At 52.8% G+C, this 16,095-nt stretch carries 13 protein-coding genes; 6 read left to right on the top strand and 7 right to left on the bottom strand.

Annotated features, from left to right (window positions below; translation table 11 throughout):
* Nucleotides 1-42 precede the first annotated feature (42 nt).
* Complete coding sequence (locus tag GP475_RS08445; protein ID WP_187973972.1) at nt 43-966, top strand: AEC family transporter; 924 nt, start codon at nt 43-45, stop codon at nt 964-966.
* Nucleotides 967-1,320: 354 nt separating this feature from the next.
* Nucleotides 1,321-3,162, top strand: coding sequence for a BCCT family transporter (locus GP475_RS08440; RefSeq protein WP_224400721.1), 1,842 nt, complete (start codon nt 1,321-1,323; stop codon nt 3,160-3,162).
* 1 nt (nt 3,163) lies between these two features.
* Here GP475_RS08440 and GP475_RS08435 read toward each other — a convergent pair whose 3' ends face one another.
* From GP475_RS08435 to GP475_RS08420, 4 genes are all read right to left on the bottom strand, one after another.
* Entirely contained in the window at nt 3,164-4,147 is a 984-nt protein-coding gene (locus tag GP475_RS08435; protein WP_187973971.1) for an LLM class flavin-dependent oxidoreductase, read from the bottom strand.
* Entirely contained in the window at nt 4,119-5,504 is a 1,386-nt protein-coding gene (gene brnQ, locus GP475_RS08430) for a branched-chain amino acid transport system II carrier protein (RefSeq protein WP_187973970.1), read from the bottom strand. Before brnQ ends, GP475_RS08435 begins: the two co-directional genes overlap by 29 nt.
* Nucleotides 5,505-5,568: 64 nt before the next feature.
* Entirely contained in the window at nt 5,569-6,705 is a 1,137-nt protein-coding gene (locus GP475_RS08425; RefSeq protein WP_187973969.1) for a MalY/PatB family protein, read from the bottom strand.
* A 10-nt stretch (nt 6,706-6,715) separates the two neighbouring features.
* Nucleotides 6,716-8,593: an ABC transporter ATP-binding protein gene (locus GP475_RS08420; protein WP_187973968.1), complete on the bottom strand. Its 1,878-nt coding sequence runs from the start codon at nt 8,591-8,593 to the stop codon at nt 6,716-6,718.
* 263 nt (nt 8,594-8,856) lie between these two features.
* Between GP475_RS08420 and GP475_RS08415 the strand changes: the two genes are divergently transcribed.
* Nucleotides 8,857-9,351 (top strand): hypothetical protein, encoded by a 495-nt coding sequence (locus GP475_RS08415; protein ID WP_187973967.1) that lies wholly within the window; start codon nt 8,857-8,859, stop codon nt 9,349-9,351.
* 6 nt (nt 9,352-9,357) lie between these two features.
* Here the strand turns inward: GP475_RS08415 and GP475_RS08410 are convergent, their stop codons facing one another.
* Genes GP475_RS08410 through GP475_RS08400 form a run of 3 tightly spaced genes read right to left on the bottom strand, consistent with a single transcriptional unit; the run spans nt 9,358 to nt 13,660 of the window.
* Nucleotides 9,358-10,533: a hypothetical protein gene (locus tag GP475_RS08410; RefSeq protein ID WP_187973966.1), complete on the bottom strand. Its 1,176-nt coding sequence runs from the start codon at nt 10,531-10,533 to the stop codon at nt 9,358-9,360.
* 6 nt (nt 10,534-10,539) lie between these two features.
* Nucleotides 10,540-12,339, bottom strand: a complete 1,800-nt coding sequence (treS, locus tag GP475_RS08405) for a maltose alpha-D-glucosyltransferase (RefSeq protein ID WP_187973965.1) — start codon at nt 12,337-12,339, stop codon at nt 10,540-10,542.
* Between the two features lie 10 nt (nt 12,340-12,349).
* Nucleotides 12,350-13,660, bottom strand: coding sequence for a carboxylesterase family protein (locus tag GP475_RS08400; protein WP_187973964.1), 1,311 nt, complete (start codon nt 13,658-13,660; stop codon nt 12,350-12,352).
* A 31-nt stretch (nt 13,661-13,691) separates the two neighbouring features.
* Here GP475_RS08400 and GP475_RS08395 point away from each other — a divergent pair, with 31 nt between their 5' ends.
* Genes GP475_RS08395 through GP475_RS08385 form a run of 3 tightly spaced genes read left to right on the top strand, consistent with a single transcriptional unit; the run spans nt 13,692 to nt 16,081 of the window.
* The gene (locus GP475_RS08395; RefSeq protein ID WP_187973963.1) at nt 13,692-15,752 is read left to right on the top strand and encodes a M3 family metallopeptidase; all 2,061 of its coding nucleotides are present in this window, start codon (nt 13,692-13,694) and stop codon (nt 15,750-15,752) included.
* Between the two features lie 6 nt (nt 15,753-15,758).
* Nucleotides 15,759-15,905: a hypothetical protein gene (locus tag GP475_RS08390; RefSeq protein WP_187973962.1), complete on the top strand. Its 147-nt coding sequence runs from the start codon at nt 15,759-15,761 to the stop codon at nt 15,903-15,905.
* 35 nt (nt 15,906-15,940) lie between these two features.
* Nucleotides 15,941-16,081: a hypothetical protein gene (locus GP475_RS08385; RefSeq protein WP_187973961.1), complete on the top strand. Its 141-nt coding sequence runs from the start codon at nt 15,941-15,943 to the stop codon at nt 16,079-16,081.
* The last annotated feature ends 14 nt before the right edge of the window (nt 16,082-16,095 follow it).

Genomic DNA, 16,095 nt, shown 5'->3' with positions numbered 1-16,095 from the left:
AGACAAGAAGGTACGTCGGGACGGAGGTATGATTTTCCCATCATGGTGCATGTTCTGAGTGGTTTTATCGTGATTTTCATCGTTATCGTGGTGGGATATCTGCTAGCCAAACAGGAGGCCCTTGGCCCAGGTGGTCAACGCGCGCTGTCGAGCGTGGTGTATTTGGTGGCTACCCCATGTTTACTCTTCGACAAATTGTTGAGCGCAGATCCTAGAGTGCTCTTTTCTGGAGTGCTCGGCGTGGTGGCGCTATCTGCGCTCGTAGTTGGTTGCCTATTCTTCCTGATTAGCCGTTTCCTACTGAGAAGATCGGCCCCCGAAAGCATCATCGGGATGCTTTCTTCCTCCTATGCTAATGGCGGCAACCTCGGTATCCCGCTGGCTGCATATATTCTGGGCGACGCTACAGTTGTGATCCCGCTCATGCTCTTTCAAATTGCGATCTATGCTCCTGCTGCGTTGACATCTTTGGACATTTTATTATCTCGGAATCGTGCTCGACGTCTCGATAATCTCTTGGTTGCCTTGAAAAACCCCATGCTTCTGGCGTCTCTAGCAGGAATCACGTTGAAGCTACTTCAGCGGCAGGTACCAGCTATTATTAGCCAACCGGTTCATCTTCTAGCTGGGGCATCGGTGCCCATGGCGCTCTTAGTGTTCGGAATGTCTTTGCACAGAGCTCATGTTTTGGAAAAGGGAAGTCACCGAATAGATGTATTCCTTGCGGCGCTGGGGAAAAACCTCATCCAACCTCTGGTGAGTGCTGCTCTTGGATTATGGGTCTTTGGGATGACTGGAGATATGCTCCACGCAGTTATTATGTTGGGGGCTCTTCCCACAGCGCAGAATGTGTATACCTATGCCTTGCAATTTAGGGTAGGAGAACAACAGGCTCGTGATGCCGGAGTAGTGACGACTATGATGTCGGTTCCTGTCATTTTGCTGATTTCCATGGTCTGCCGCTAATGCATAGGCATCCGCACAGAGTTGTCAGATAATTCCTCACCATGGGAATCACTATTGAATGTGCATTTAGTGAGAGATGGTGGGGTGCCCATGCTATAGAAACACCCGAAATACTTACGCAAGCACGTGAATTATCGGAAATTCCTTTTATGGTGCGACTTTCTTTCCCTGAGCGCCAACCAGCATAAATGAGGGTAAGCCTCATCTCCGCTCCACTATTTTGATACCATCAATCGGTCCGTTTGTTATCGAACACGAGAGTGAATGATGGATAAATTCCGACCGTCTCGGATTATCACTTCTGAACCTGAAAAAGTTTCCAGCAGTGGGGGCGGGAACCAGATAAAGAGCAAGGTGGACAATACTCCCGGGGGAAATAAAAGAAATAAGCCCTTCCTGGGAATAAAATCTGATCCTGTTATCTTCCTCGGGGCGTCCTTATTCATTGTGGTTTTTGTCATCGCCACGATTCTTCTAGGGGAGCGAGCGCGCGTCGCTTTTACCGATATCGCTCAAACGCTACTCACCAATCTCGGGTGGATGTATATCGGCGGTGTAAGCGTCATGCTGATTTTCTTAATCGCGGTTTTTGCCTCCCGCTACGGCCGAGTCAAACTTGGAGATGATGAAGATGAGCCCGAGCATTCCCTCCCGGTATGGTTCGCCATGTTGTTTGCCGGCGGGGTAGGAGCTGTCCTAATGTTCTGGGGCGTCGCTGAACCTATCAACCATGTCTACAACGTTCCGCGAGCAGACGTCGAACCATTATCTGAAGCCGCCATCAACGAAGCCTTCGGCTTCACCTTTTATCACTTTTGTATCCACATGTGGACAATCCTTGCGCTTCCTGGTTTGGCCCTGGGGTATTTCATCTACAAGAGGAAACTCCCGCCTCGCCTATCAAGTGTCTTCGCTCCGGTGTTGGGCGGACGTATCTATTCCACCCCGGGAAAGCTAATCGATATTCTGTCAATAATCGGCACTACTTTTGGTATCGCGGTATCTGTTGGTTTAGGTGTTCTTCAAATCAACGCCGGAATGCACAAACTATGGGGTGTACCTGAGGTCAACTGGGTGCAGTTATTGATTATTGTGCTCATAACTGCGGTGTCGTGTCTTTCTGTTGCCTCGGGTCTAGATAAAGGCATTAAGTTATTATCAAATATCAATATCGCCATGGCTTTGGCTTTGCTGGTCTTTATTCTGGTGACCGGGCCTACTCTTACGTTATTGCGGCACACCGTGGAGTCTTTTGGAATCTATGCGGACTTCCTGCCAAAAAATATGTTTTGGTCTGATTCCTTCAATGACAACCCAGGCTGGCAAGGAAAGTGGACAGTGTTTTACTGGGCTTGGACAATTTGTTGGTCGCCGTATGTCGGGATGTTTGTCGCCCGCATTTCCAAGGGCCGTAGTGTTCGCGAATACATCGCCGGTGTCCTAGCTCTACCCACCTTCTTCAGCGTGGTGTGGTTCGCCATTATGGGTCGAGCCGGAATTGAACTGGAATTAAGCAACCCCGGCATCCTCACTGAACCTGTGGTTGTAAATGGTGATGTCCCCGCAGCTCTCTTCAACCTCCTTGCCGCCTACCCATGGACTGGCTTCGTATCCGCTTTTTCCCTCATCGTGGTGGTGATTTTCTTCATCACCTCCATCGACTCAGCTGCGCTGGTTAATGACATGTTCGCCACCGGCGAAGAGAATCAAACCCCGACCTCATACCGCGTGCTCTGGGCAGTTGTCATTGGTGCCGTCGCTGGAGCACTCCTCATCATCTCCCCAGAATCCGGAATAGCAACCCTCCAAGAAGTGGTCATCATCGTTGCTTTCCCCTTCTTTCTTGTGCAGTTTGTGATGATGTACTCCCTCATTAAAGGGATGAGTGACGATTCTGCCGCAGAGCGACAAATCCGCACCCGGAAGTGGGAGAAAACAGATTCTGCAGAGAAACTAGAAGCTCATGAATCCCGTCCTGCACCGGGCTATGACGAGGAGGGGAACCCCCTTCCCACCCCAGTCTTAGAGCACGACGAAGATGGCAACATTGTCATTCCTGGCAATGTGGTTATCGGTGGTGACTTAGGAGTTAAAGGTGATATGACCGATGATGCCGAGGAAGCCGAGGACATGCAGCGTCGCTTTAAAGTAGTAGAACACATCCGTCCTCAAACTCGTGAGGAATGGGATACATAACTCACATCGCCTCTCCCAGCACGGTGAGGGATTTCATCATCTGCTCCGGGCTAGAAGCCTGCAGGGAAATCATGAGTTCCGCAGCGCCGGTCCGGTGCTGAAAATCCTGAAGCCCTTGAGCGATGTCGGTGGGTGTTCCCATCACGGTGTAGCGCAACATACGTCGAGCTTGATACCCAGCAGGGGAATTGACAACCAACGTCAATTCTTTGTCACTAAGCTGCTGCGCCCCAGAGCGGTTCATCTGCCGCCGCACACGTTGTTCCACCACGCGCTGAAACTCTGCTTCCGCGGCCTCGGCGCTGTCTGAGCCGATGACGTTGAGTGCCGCGATGGCATAGGGTTCTGGATAACGGCTAGAAGGCTGATAATTATTCCGATAATAGGCTAGAGCAGCGTCAAGGTGGTCGGGGGCGAAATGGGAGGCAAAAGCATAGGGTAGCCCTAAGGCGGCGGCCAGGCTTGCGCCAAAAAGGGATGATCCGAGAATGAAGATCGGCACGTCGGTGCCGGTACCTGGAATGGCGCGGACGGGATCATTCTTCCCCTCTGCGGAAAGAAAACGCTGTAATTCCTGGACATCCTCGGGGAATTTCTCTGCCGCATCAGGGGCTCGACGCAACGCTCGCATGGTTTCTGGATCAGTTCCCGGAGCTCGGCCCACGCCAAGATCAATGCGGTCAGGATAGGCCTCGGATAGAAAACCAAATTGCTCTGCTATGAGGAGTGGGGCGTGGTTACTGAGCATCACCCCGCCGGCGCCGAGACGAATGCTCTGTGTGCGGGCGGCAATGTGAGAAATAAGGAGAGCTGGGTGAGAGGACGCGATAGTGGGCATGTTGTGATGTTCGGCGAACCAAATACGCCGAAAGCCCAAACTCTCGGCGGTTTGGGCTAAAAGCACTGAACGAGCCAGGGAGTCAGCAATGGATTCCTGGCGGTACACGGTGCAAAAATCAAGGAGTGATAGTGGAGGGGTGCTCATGGTTTGAGGCTACCGCGACGGAGTTGGGGCGCGTCGTGCGACGGGCATAGTCGCATAGGGCGCTGATGAGGAAGACCACTGCTACGGGGAGGAGCCAGCCCAGGGATTGCGCGGTGAGTGGAGACCAGCCAATGAGGACGTGCCAAAAGGAACCCCAACCGAGGTTGTGAAAGGTAGTCATGGCTGACCACACCACAGCTACCCATACCGGGGCGTAAATGGCCCAGCGGAAACGGATTCTTCCGTGGGATAAGGATTCGATGAGGATAACTATGATGAGGGTGACTGCCGGGGGATAGAGAAACCCGATGACTGGAGCGGCGATGGCGAGCACCGTCTGGAGCCCTAGGGTAGCCATAGCGAATGACATCACCGAAAAGATGACTGCCCAGGTGTGGTAGCGGATACCAGGCACTAAGGATTCAAAGAACTCCGAGGTGGCGGCAATGAGTCCGACGGCTGTGGTCATGCAGGCCAGAAGAACGATGAGCCCAAAAACAATCTGGCCGGGAGTGCTCATAGCTAGTTTTGCGGCATCGGAGAGCAACGCCGCACCGTCGGGGTATTGGTTGGGGTTCGGGATGACTTGGCCGATGAATCCAAGACCGACGTAGATGACTGCTAGGATTGCCCCGGCGATAGCACCGGCCTTGATGGTGCTGTTTATTAGGGCTTGTCCTTCGTTAATCCCCCGGTAACGAAGTGAAGAGATAACGACAATGCCGAAAGCAAGGGCGGCGAGGGCATCCATGGTGAGGTAGCCATCAACAAGTCCGACGGCGGCCGGGGCGGAGGCGAACCGTTGTGATGGCTCGCCGGGGGTTCCGTCGAACATTCCTACTGCGCAGGCAACCAACACCACTAGTAATAGCAGCAGAGCCGGTGTGAGGATTTTACCCAAGTGGTCAACCAAACTATTGGGGTTGTAGGCCAGGAATAGGGCGATGGCGAAGAAAATGAAATTAAAGACCGCTGAAGAAAATAGGGAATCCCAGCCGGTGAGTGGTTGGATGGCGGTGGAGAAACTTACCGCGCCGGTGCGGGGGAGAGCATAGAATGCACCGATGGATAGATAGGCCAGAATAGGGAAGATGAGTCCGAAAATAGGTCCTGCTCTTCGAGCGAGATCCCGGACGCTGCTACCAGATTGGGCGATCGCCACGATGGCGAGTACTGGTAGCAGGACCGATGTTCCCAGGAAACCTAGAATTGCGGGGGTGAAGTTCCTACCCGCTTCGGCTCCTAACATTGGTGGGAAGATGAGGTTCCCCGCACCAAAGAACATGGAGAAAAGAGTGAAGGAGGTAAAAAGGATGATCGTGAAACCGGCTTGAGGATGCCGGTTTTCTGAGGTCATGGTCAAGCCTTTCTTAATAAATGAGAACGCTTGACACATTACTCTCACTCTATGGAACGTAATGCTATGGGGTAAGAGCGTGAGCTAAACGGTCTACTGCCTCGTCAAGAATCTCCGGGGAAGTAGCGAAATTTAATCGGGCGTGGGCTCGGCCTGGGGTGCCGAAACTTAACCCTTCATTCAGTGCTACTTTTGCATGGTCTATTAGCCAGGCGGCAGTATGATCCCTGGCGTGTTCGGGTAAGGAAGTTTCCCGGAAATCCAGCCACATCAAATAGGTGGCTTGGGGGTTGGATACTTTCAGGCCGGGGATGCGCTGGGGCAGCTCCCGAACCAGCCAATCACGATTATGACGTAAGCACGCTCGTTGCTCGTCAAGATGTGAAGAAGTGTCTCGGTAGCACGCCGCAGCAGCGAAGATCCCGAGAGTCGATACCCCATCAGTAAGAGGAGGAGGCAATTGATCCCAGATCTTCTTGTCCTCTGGGTTGGAGAAAATCATTTGGGCGCATTTAAGGCCGGCAATATTCCAAGCCTTCGATGTGGCCAGCGCAGTAATAACGACCCGAGCTGCTACCTCTGAAACCGACGCTGCAGGGATATGTTTTTCCTCATAAACCAAAGGAGCATGGATTTCATCCGAAATAATTCGTGCCCCATAGCGCTCAGCCAGATCAGCGAGGTCCCGGAGGAATTCCCGCGAGAATTGATATCCCAGCGGGTTATGTGGATTACATAGCAGAATTGATCCGGCCCCTTGGATAAAAGCCTGTTCGACCTCAGCTAAATCGATGCCTCCTTCCGCTGAGATTTCGATCATTCTGCGACCAGTGGCCGGAGCCAAGGCTAAGAAAGGAGGATACGCAGGGGTGGGAACAATCACTGCCGAACCAGGGGTAGTGAAATGGTTAATCGCTAACATTAACGCCCGGACCACGTCAGGAGTAAGGACAATATTTTCCGGATCTGGTGTCCAATCAAAATGGCGCTGACAGAAACCAGAAAGGGCATGCTCCAGGTCGTGGGAAGCAGGCGAATAGCCAAAAGATTCAGCGGCTACGCGTTGTTTGATGCACTCTAGAACCTTCGGCGAGGTGGGGAAATCTGATTCCGCGATCCACAGCGGCAGCACATCTTCTGGATAGACCGTCCACTTGCGTGTTTGCCGCTGCCGTAATTGTTCTAGAGAAGGGAAATCCATGCCCCGGATTTTAGCGATTAGCCGAAGGGACGTCGTCGGTGTGGTGGGTTGAAAATCCGAATGCCTTAAGGCGTTGCTGGTCGGCGGCAGAATTACTAGCGGTTAACTTCAAAAGTTGCGAATAAATCCCACCCGACTGCGCCAAATCCGCCGGGGACCCGATCTCATCGATCCGTCCATGATCCAAAGTCACAATCCGGTCAACCGAGGCAATAGTCGAGAGCCGATGGGCAATAATGACCGTGGTGCGGTTAGCCATCAGCTCCTCTAAGCCTGCTTGAACTGTTCTTTCTGAACGATTATCCAGCGCTGAGGTGGCTTCGTCGAGTACCAAAATAGGGGCGTCTTTAAGCATGGCGCGGGCAATAGCGATGCGCTGTTGCTGACCACCTGACAAACGTAAACCTCGTTCCCCGATTAAGGTGTCATAGCCCTCTGGGAAGGTGGTGATGAATTCATGGGCGTTAGCTCGCTTTGCGACTGCCTCAATTTCTTCTTGGGTGGCGTTAGGACGACCATAAGCGATGTTTTCTCGGACAGTCCCAGAAAATAAACTGGCATCCTGGAACACCACGCCCACCGAGGCACGGAGCTGAGCAGCAGGCACTGTGCGAACATCTTGAGCGCATACCTCCAGTTGGCCCTCCTGCGGTTGGTAAAGCCCCAAAAGCAAATTGACTAACGTGGTCTTACCTCCGCCGGATTCACCTACCAAGGCAATCTTTTCTCCTCGATGAACCTCAAAACTTACGTGCTGAATGACGGGTTGCTCATCGCGGCTATAGCTAAAAGTGACATTCGTGAACTTCACCACGGGAGCATGAGGAGGCAAAGGAGACGGGGCTCGCTCTTCTAGAAGTGGGGCCTCAGAGGCGGAGGTGGCCGCGACAAGTTGAGGGTCAGCGCTAGGCTCCAACGGTTCAGCCATGACGGTGAAATAGTCCCGAGATCCGGCGACGGCGCGCTGTGCGGCATCTACGATCCAGCTCAACATATTAATGGGTTGTTTAACCATTCCCACTAATTGAATAAGCATAATCATATCGCCTAATGAGAAATAACCATAAATGGTGCGATAAAAAAGAACGAAGTAAATTCCGAAGAAAATTAAATTCATGGCGCCGCCACGAATCATATCCATTGAATGCCACCACCGGGATTGGACCTTAGTGGTGGCAACGGTGGATTGGAAGCGCTCACTAAATTGAGAAAGCTCTCGAATTTCAGCGAGGAAAGATTTCACTACTTTCACCTGGCCGACTACTTCTGCGAAACGACCGCCAGCGACGTCTACCTGATGGTTTTTATCTTGTTCCCAGGAAATCCAGCGCTTTGAAGTAAGGGTTGTGACCCAAAAATAAATCGGGAACAGAAGAGTAAGAAGAAGCGTTAGTGGCCAGTAATAAAAGCCGGTAATGACCAAAACCGCAACGAGGTTAATGATCATGGGGAAGAAATTATTGGAAAAGGAACGCAGAAATTGCGTTACTTCGCTGATAGAACGGTTGAGGCGAGCAATTATGGTTCCTGTTACCTGGTTGTCGTAGTATTTTTGTGGTAACGCCAAAAGGGTGGCGTAATAGCGGGTGGAAAGTATTTGGCGCATGCGTGCGGCCATGACGTCGCCGATCCATCCGCCGACGTTGTTCATGGAGGTGCGAGCGAAGTCTGCGGCAAGTAGCCCGAGGGAGAGAAGAAAAATGCTTCGAACTGCGGTATTTGCGGGAGTATGGCCGTTGAGGCTAGCGACGATGAGGTCGGTGGCTTCTCGTACTAAGAAGGGGGAGACTAGGGTGAGCGCTGCGGTGATTAACGAGCTGAGGATAACTCCGACATAGAGTGGCCAGAGAGCAGAAACACTGCGAAGGATACGCGCAATTGAGTGCATGGGTGAACTCTCCTCAAATTTGGTGGTGCAGCATCCCGTCGACTGCGGCAGCGAGCCAATACTGTTTATTTAGGGGCGGGAATGTCATCGTAGAACATGGTCGGGGGAAGCTAAGACATAGGTCTGCTAGCGGTGCCGTAGCAGAGGCGTCGGGGAGGAAAAGTGAGGCGTAGCGCACGTTGTCTTGAGTTATGGACAGATCCTTCTTAAAATATCGAACTAGTCAGTATGTTGACATGTCATAAAAAGGAGGTTCTTGTTTTATGTTTGGCATTATTCGGTGGATGAGTGCGATAGTTTTAATTCTTGGACTGGGACTGAGCGGCGGTGGACTATACGCCCATAACCAGGTGTCTTCTCAGCTTCAAGAGCAACGCATCACAATGCCAGAAGAATCCCAACTGCCCACCCAAGAGCAACGCGAGGCTTTAGGGTCATGGGCAGGCCAACAACTCACCACCGGCCCCCAAGCCAAAGCATTCGCCGATCACTATGTGGCTGTCCACCTCCAACAGATGGCTGGAGGCAGAACCTACAGTGAAATCGGTGAGGACGAACCCGAACTAAAAGCAAAAGTTTTTGAAGGTCAAACCGTTCGCGCCACTCTCCTCACCGCTTATGCTTTCTGGGCCTTGGGAAGTATTTCCCTATGGTCAGGAGTGGTTCTCCTTCTCCTCGGTGTCCTTGGAGCTGTAATAGCGATCATCCAGCGGCAAAGCAAGAAAAGCGTGGGTGTAAGGAAAAACTCAGCTGCCTAAGGCAGCCTAAGGCTGCTGATGAAGAAGTCGCAGGACGGCGGCTTGGGGAATAGACACCCAATCCGGACGGTTATCAACCTCATAGGCTACTTCGTACAGTGCCTTATCCAACACATAGGCAGCCAGGAAGGGATCATCGGCCGAGACGCCATAGCCCGCTAATAAGGCCGTGGTTGCCTCCTCGGCCCAGCCTTCTGGGGCTGAGATGGAATGGGTGGCGTAGTCGATAGAGCGAACCAAACCAGCCACGTCTCTTAATGCGGCATCGGGGCGACGTCGTTCAGCAATCGGGCGGGCTGGTTCACCTTCAAAATCGATGAGGACATAACGATCCGGGGTTCTTAAAACCTGCCCCAGATGCAAATCCCCATGAACTCGGTGGCAGGGGGTGTTGCCCGTCAAATCTTCATAGTGTTGAAGAACCCCGAGTCGGTACTGTTCCAACGCCGGGACACGGCGACGAAGATCTTCAAACCTAGCGGTTAGTCGTTGCGCTACTTCTGCTGCGTCGATAGTTGAAGAGCCAAAACCAGATGCAAGGGCCTGATGTACTGATGCGGTGGCTTGGCCAAGGAGATGGGCATCCTCGGCGAAGGATTGACCCCGGGAGCCAAAATCAAGCGCACGTTTCCAGCCATCCTGGGAGTCGGCAATAAACTCCTGGGCAACAGCAGTGATGTAGTCCTGCTCATCGATGGTGTTACTCACCCAGCCATAAAGACGAGCAACATGGGGAGTATCGGCTATCCCGGAGAGGAGTTCTACCTCAGGATTGATGCCCGGCTGCAATTTCCGAAAATACTTCACGACGGCGGTATCGTGAGCGCCATCGGAAAAGATCAATGTGGTGTTGGATTGTTCACCTGAAAGCTGCCGGCCAGTTAGTCCGGTAGGGAAAGGGCGGAGTTCATGCCAGGTGCCGGATCCGGCTGGGCGCCCCAGGCTAAGTGCTTCGCCTAATTCTGTAGCTCGATCACCAAGGACGTCTTGGTCATCAGCGTCTAAGAGCACCTGATAGGTATCGACCTGCTGACCATGACGTACGGCGAGAATACAGAGCCGATCCCCCTGAGCAGTAGCCACCTCCTCTTGGTGGATTTGAACCTCATCAATGGGTTCTGACTTTGCCCCATAGAAACGAGCCTGGGCCAGAGTATGGGCAAGATTCTGCTCAGTAGACATGAAAACTTATTCCTCCTCAGACAGGATGAACCAGAAGAAGCCGTAGGGTGCGAGGGTGACAGTCCACTCTCGGTCATATTCGACGACGGGGAAAGGCTCACCGCCAGATAATTCCCTGGGGGTGGAACCGGCGAAGGCGCTGAGGTCGAGAGAAACTGATTGAGGGCGGTCAGAAAGATTATTGACGCACAGGAGAGTTTCTCCCCGGTATTCTCTCAAGAAACTCAACACCGCCTCGTTAGCGGATTCGACCTCGCGGTACGTTCCTAACCCGAAGGCTCGGTATTGCTTGCGAACATGGATAAAGGAGCGGGTCCACTGTAAAAGAGAGTTCCCGAGCTGCATTTGGTTTTCGACGTTTACCCGCCCATACCCGTACTGGTCATTTTGAATAGCTGGCAGATAAAGGCGTTCGGGATCAGCCTTAGAGAAGCCACCGTTTCGGTCAGAGGACCATTGCATAGGAGTGCGTACTCCGTCACGGTCAGGAAGCCAGATATTGTCTCCCATCCCAATCTCATCGCCGTAGTACAGCACAGGGGAGCCAGGCAGGGACAACAATAAACCGGTGAACAGTTCAAGTTGGTTTCTATCCCCGCCAAGAAGAGGGGCCAAGCGGCGTCGAATCCCTACATTGGCGCGCATCCTCGGGTCTTTGGCATATTGACCATACATGTAGGAGCGCTCATCCTCAGTGACCATCTCCAACGTCAACTCATCGTGATTGCGCAGGAAAATCCCCCACTGGGCGGAAGAAGGAATATCCGGAGTATTAGCCAAAATATCGGAGATAGGTAGGCGAGAATGCTGACGGGCTGCCATGAAAATCCGGGGCATCAAAGGAAAATGGAAAGCCATGTGGCATTCATCTCCAACTTCCGGTTCGCCGAAGTACTCCACCACATCTTGCGGCCACTGATTAGCTTCAGCCAGGAGCACCCGGCCTGGATACTCCTCTTCAATAACACTGCGCACTCGCTTTAAGAAAGCGTGGGTTTCAGGAAGATTTTCGCCATTGGTACCTTCGCGTTCATAAAGATAAGGAACAGCGTCCAGGCGGAATCCGTCGAGCCCTAAGTCCAGCCAAAAGCGCATGACGTCGAGCATGGCCTCTTGGACTGCCGGATTGTCATAGTTTAAGTCTGGCTGGTGAGAGAAGAAACGATGCCAGAAGTATTGTTTCCGAACCGGATCCCACGTCCAGTTAGACTCTTCCGTGTCGATAAAGATGATCCTGGCTTCGGAATACAGCTCCGGGTCATCAGACCAAACATAGAAATCACCATAAGGAGAATCCGGATCCCGCCGGGATTCTTGGAACCAGGGGTGCTGGTCACTGGTGTGGTTCATCACCAGGTCAGTAATAACCCGCAGCCCTCGGCGGTGAGCATGGTCAACTAACTCAACAAAATCATCGACGGTACCAAATTCCGGCAAAATCTCGCGGAAATTGCGAATATCATAGCCACCATCGCGCAGCGGGGAATCATAAAAGGGTGGAAGCCAAATGCAGTCCACTCCTAGCCATTGCAGGTAGTCAAGTTTTTCGGTGAGACCTTTTATAGAGCCGGAACCGGAATTCTCCGGGTCATAAAAGGCTCGCACCAAGACCTCATAAAAAACTGCATCCTTATACCACTCGGGATCTTTACGCTCCCAGGGATTATCTCCTGGTGCTGGGGCCGGGGTGGCATAATCTTCCGATTCATGTTCGACGAGGTAGCCTTCCTCATCAACATCGGGCCTCGGGGCAGCCTTGGCAGGCTTAGGTTGGTTGTTGTCTCCAAGATAAGCGCTTTGGGTCATGGGACCGACTTTACCGGGTGGGTGGGAAGGCCTCCCGGATGTGGGCTAAGGGATCATGAGTGAGCATCTTTTCAGCCGAGTCAGTTCCAGACCCAAAGATCTCTACTACCGTGCGAGAACCCTGGTGCTCATAACGCGGCCAGTTCAACTCATGATGGTGGATAAAATAGTCCAGGGTGCGTCTGATCCAGTTCGGGGACGTAGCGTGAAAAATCCAATCTAAATCTGCGCAGTGGGTCGCAACTTTGCCGATGTCTGGTTGGCTGCGGTGCTGCATTACCCAGGTGGGGGAGGGGGATGAGGCCGCGCATTCGGCGACCCAGCGGCGAATGATGGCGTCGCTAATGACTGTTCCTACCCGGTGTTCGGCGGGTAGCTGGGAAAAATAGGGTTGACGTTGGGATGCGGGGACCCCAAAATGGCGAAGCATCATTGTTGCTATGGGGCTAGACCACGGTGACGGGTCTACTCGCTGGGCAAAGGGATAATCCCAGAACTCGGCATCGGTACAGCTGAGGAGTACTGGGATGGAAGGATCCCACTCCTGGGAATCACAAGGAAAAGGTCCAAAAGGTACATCAGTGGGGTGAAGACGAGCATAACGTTGCTGGCCACGGGTGAAGGCCCGAGGTTTGCGCGTAGCTAAATCATTGAGATGGGAGCGAGTCAAGGGACAGAAAAGCGCACTTCTTAAGGAAGTTCGACGTTTCCAGCCGGGAACTCGTGGGAAGGAGGGAGATAATGCGATAGCCTGTCGAAATCCGCCCCGAAATTGATCACGGCGCATGAGCCATAGGACAATTCCTCCTCCCGCAGACTGCCCCATGAGGGTGACGGAGGTGGGATCGCCACCGAAAGATTCGATGCAGCGTTGAATCCACTCCAGGCCGAGGAGACAATCGTTGATTCCGCGGTAGTGGGAGAAAAAGTCATCATGGAATTGGCTAAAGCCTGCGGCGCCGAGACGATACCCGAGGTTGACGCAGACATAGCCTTGTTGAGCTAAGCGAACAGCATCGGATTCAGGATCAGCATGAGAGCCGTGGATATAAGCACCACCGTGGATATAGGCGATGACGGGGGCGTCGCTTCCTGGGCGAAGATGGGCTGGGGTGACAATACTTAGTGCAGGCTGTTCGGGGTGAGCTGAGGTGCAATCAAAAACGGGTTGAGAAAGCCGTTGGGTGTGAAGGCGTAACTGGGAGTCATAAAAGGGGCCCGGGATATCGAGGTAGGGAATAGAGTGGAAAACCCGGATACCCTCGTCATATTCGATTCCTTGAATGTGGCCTTGGGGGCAAGAGACCGTGACCTGCTTCATGGCAACCAGCCTAACGCTACGATCAACAATCATGACAGCAAACGTGGAGAACAACCCCTTATTAAAGCCTTCCGGCATGGACTATCAGTTTCCTGATTTCCGTTGCATCTGTACGGATCATTTTCGCAGTGCATTTGCGGAAGCTTTCCGTCGCCATCGTGAAGAAATTGCTGACATCCTGGCCCAACCCGAACCAACCTGGGAAAATACCGTGGAGGCGCTAGAGCGTAGCGGCCGTGATCTGCACCGAGTAAGTGCGGTGTTTTTCAACCTCCAAGGAACAGATTCGGATGAGAATACCGACGCTATTGCTGAAGACATAAGCCCTAAGCTCGCGGCACATGTGGACGAGATTTATCAAAATAGCCAGTTATATCAGCGGGTAAAGCAATGCCAGGCCCCCAAAGATGAAGAATCCCAGCGGCTCTATGATTTCTATCTTCGCCAATTCCGACGGGCTGGGGCAGATCTGGACGAGAACGCTCAAGAGCGCTTGCGCAGAATTAACCAACGACTCTCTACCCTGAGCGAAAACTTTGGTCGTAATGTGCTGGCTGACACACAAAAATTTGCTGTGCAGGTAACGGAGGAAGAGAAGTTAGCTGGATTTAGTGCGGCAGATAAGGAAGCTGCCCGTGACTATGCCCAGAAAAGCGGGAAAGACGGATGGGTTATTCCGCTGGAACTGCCTACTGTGCAGTCTTCTCTAGCGCAGCTAGATGATGCTGATATGCGGCAGATCGTGCACCAGGCTGCGGCACGGCGGGGAGCGGAACAAAATCCTGCTTTAGCGGTGGAGATGGTTCAGCTACGAGCTGAGCGAGCTCGACTTTTAGGCTATAGCAGCCATGCTGAATATGTTATTGAGGAAGAAACCGCAACGGTAGACAAGGTGCGGGATTTACTCTATGACCTCGCTCCCACCGCCGCGGCTAATGCAGCGGCAGAAGATAAGCTGATTGCCGAAGCAGCCGGAGTAGAGAAAATCTCAGCCGCGGATCGTCCGTATTTTTCGAACGTAGTCAAGCAGCGTGACTATCAACTCGATACCGCAGAATTACGTGAATACTTTCCTCTTCAGCAAGTGCTTTATGATGGGGTTTTCCGCGCCGCTCATCGGCTATATGGAATAGAACTCAAACCTCGCCCAGATCTTCCCGGCTACGCCGAAGGGGTAGAGGTGTGGGAAGTTCTCGACGCCGACGGCACCGGGATTGGTCTTTTCTTGGGTGACTACTTCGCCCGCCCTTCCAAACGAGGCGGGGCGTGGATGAGCAGTTTCGTAGAACAGTCTGAGTTACTGGGAACTAAACCCGTGATCGTCAACGTGATGGGGCTCAACCAAACCGAAGACAATAATCCCCTCCTCAGCGTGGACGAAGTCACAACACTATTCCACGAATTTGGTCATGCCCTCCACGGTCTGTTATCCAAAGTTCGCTACCCCAGCTTCTCCGGAACCAGTGTGCCTCGCGACTACGTGGAATTCCCTTCCCAGATTAATGAGAATTGGGCTTTTGATCCGTCGATCCTGCCGCATTATGCCAAGCACTATCGCACGGGGGACGTGATTCCCGAACACCTAGTTCAGGCGGTAAAGAACGCCCAGGAGTGGGGCCAAGGTTTCGCGACATCAGAATATCTAGGTGCAGCGCTTCTAGACTTCGCCTGGCATTCTTTGTCTCCAGAGCAAGCAGCCGCTATAGACCCCACCGCTGAAGGCGTGGCCGAGTTTGAAGCAAACGTGCTAGCTCAAGCCGGGTTAAGCGAGGTATTACCGCGCTATCGTTCCCCCTATTTCACCCATATTTTTGCTGGTGGTTATTCAGCTGGCTATTACTCTTATCTGTGGGCAGAAGTGCTCGACGCCGATGGCTTTGACTGGTTTAAGGAGGTCTCCGCTGCGGGGGCGGATGCTCAGGATGATGCTGCCCGGAAAGCTGGAGAAAAATTCCGGGATCTTGTGTTGTCGAGAGGAGCCACCCGGGACTTTAGCGAATCCTTTATCCAGCTGCGGGGCAGGGAACGCGACTTAAACCCCTTGCTCCGACGCCGAGGGCTCGTGGGAACTTCGACCAGGTCAGAAAGCTAAAACACGATGGATAGCATTGGGCAATTCTTGGTTGATTTACCGCTGTGGCTTCAAGCCCCCCTAGTCGTGCTCAGCGCTTTGGCGGTATGTGCAGGAGTCGGCGTCGGGCTGCTGCGCATAATTGATTTCTTCTTCGTCCGCCGGAAACACTAAATTTCCTCCGCGAGGGGAGGGGTAGCATAGTCCCCATGGCTAATCCGGAGCAGCTTCGTAAACAAGACCGCCAGCTTCCCAAAGGCAAACGGCGCTACCCGCAATCACGGGTAACCCAGGTGCTGATGATCCTATTAATTGTGGTGGTCGTGGCCTGGTTGATTTCTCTTATCTAAGACTGCCACCTTCT

The sequence above is a fragment of the Corynebacterium poyangense genome (assembly GCF_014522205.1).
GTDB lineage: Bacteria > Actinomycetota > Actinomycetes > Mycobacteriales > Mycobacteriaceae > Corynebacterium > Corynebacterium poyangense.
This window is presented reverse-complemented; position numbering and strand designations above follow the sequence as displayed.

Bases quoted from the DNA above. Each gene is read 5' to 3' on its own strand.
- GP475_RS08445 (WP_187973972.1), top strand. From the start codon at position 43: ATGGTGCATGTTCTGAGTGGTTTTATCGTGATTTTCATCGTTATCGTG.
- GP475_RS08435 (WP_187973971.1), bottom strand. From the start codon at position 4,147: ATGAGCACCCCTCCACTATCACTCCTTGATTTTTGCACCGTGTACCGC.
- brnQ (WP_187973970.1), bottom strand. From the start codon at position 5,504: ATGACCTCAGAAAACCGGCATCCTCAAGCCGGTTTCACGATCATCCTT.
- GP475_RS08425 (WP_187973969.1), bottom strand. From the start codon at position 6,705: ATGGATTTCCCTTCTCTAGAACAATTACGGCAGCGGCAAACACGCAAG.
- GP475_RS08420 (WP_187973968.1), bottom strand. From the start codon at position 8,593: ATGCACTCAATTGCGCGTATCCTTCGCAGTGTTTCTGCTCTCTGGCCA.
- GP475_RS08415 (WP_187973967.1), top strand. From the start codon at position 8,857: ATGTTTGGCATTATTCGGTGGATGAGTGCGATAGTTTTAATTCTTGGA.
- GP475_RS08410 (WP_187973966.1), bottom strand. From the start codon at position 10,533: ATGTCTACTGAGCAGAATCTTGCCCATACTCTGGCCCAGGCTCGTTTC.
- treS (WP_187973965.1), bottom strand. From the start codon at position 12,339: ATGACCCAAAGCGCTTATCTTGGAGACAACAACCAACCTAAGCCTGCC.
- GP475_RS08400 (WP_187973964.1), bottom strand. From the start codon at position 13,660: ATGAAGCAGGTCACGGTCTCTTGCCCCCAAGGCCACATTCAAGGAATC.
- GP475_RS08395 (WP_187973963.1), top strand. From the start codon at position 13,692: ATGACAGCAAACGTGGAGAACAACCCCTTATTAAAGCCTTCCGGCATG.
- GP475_RS08390 (WP_187973962.1), top strand. From the start codon at position 15,759: ATGGATAGCATTGGGCAATTCTTGGTTGATTTACCGCTGTGGCTTCAA.
- GP475_RS08385 (WP_187973961.1), top strand. From the start codon at position 15,941: ATGGCTAATCCGGAGCAGCTTCGTAAACAAGACCGCCAGCTTCCCAAA.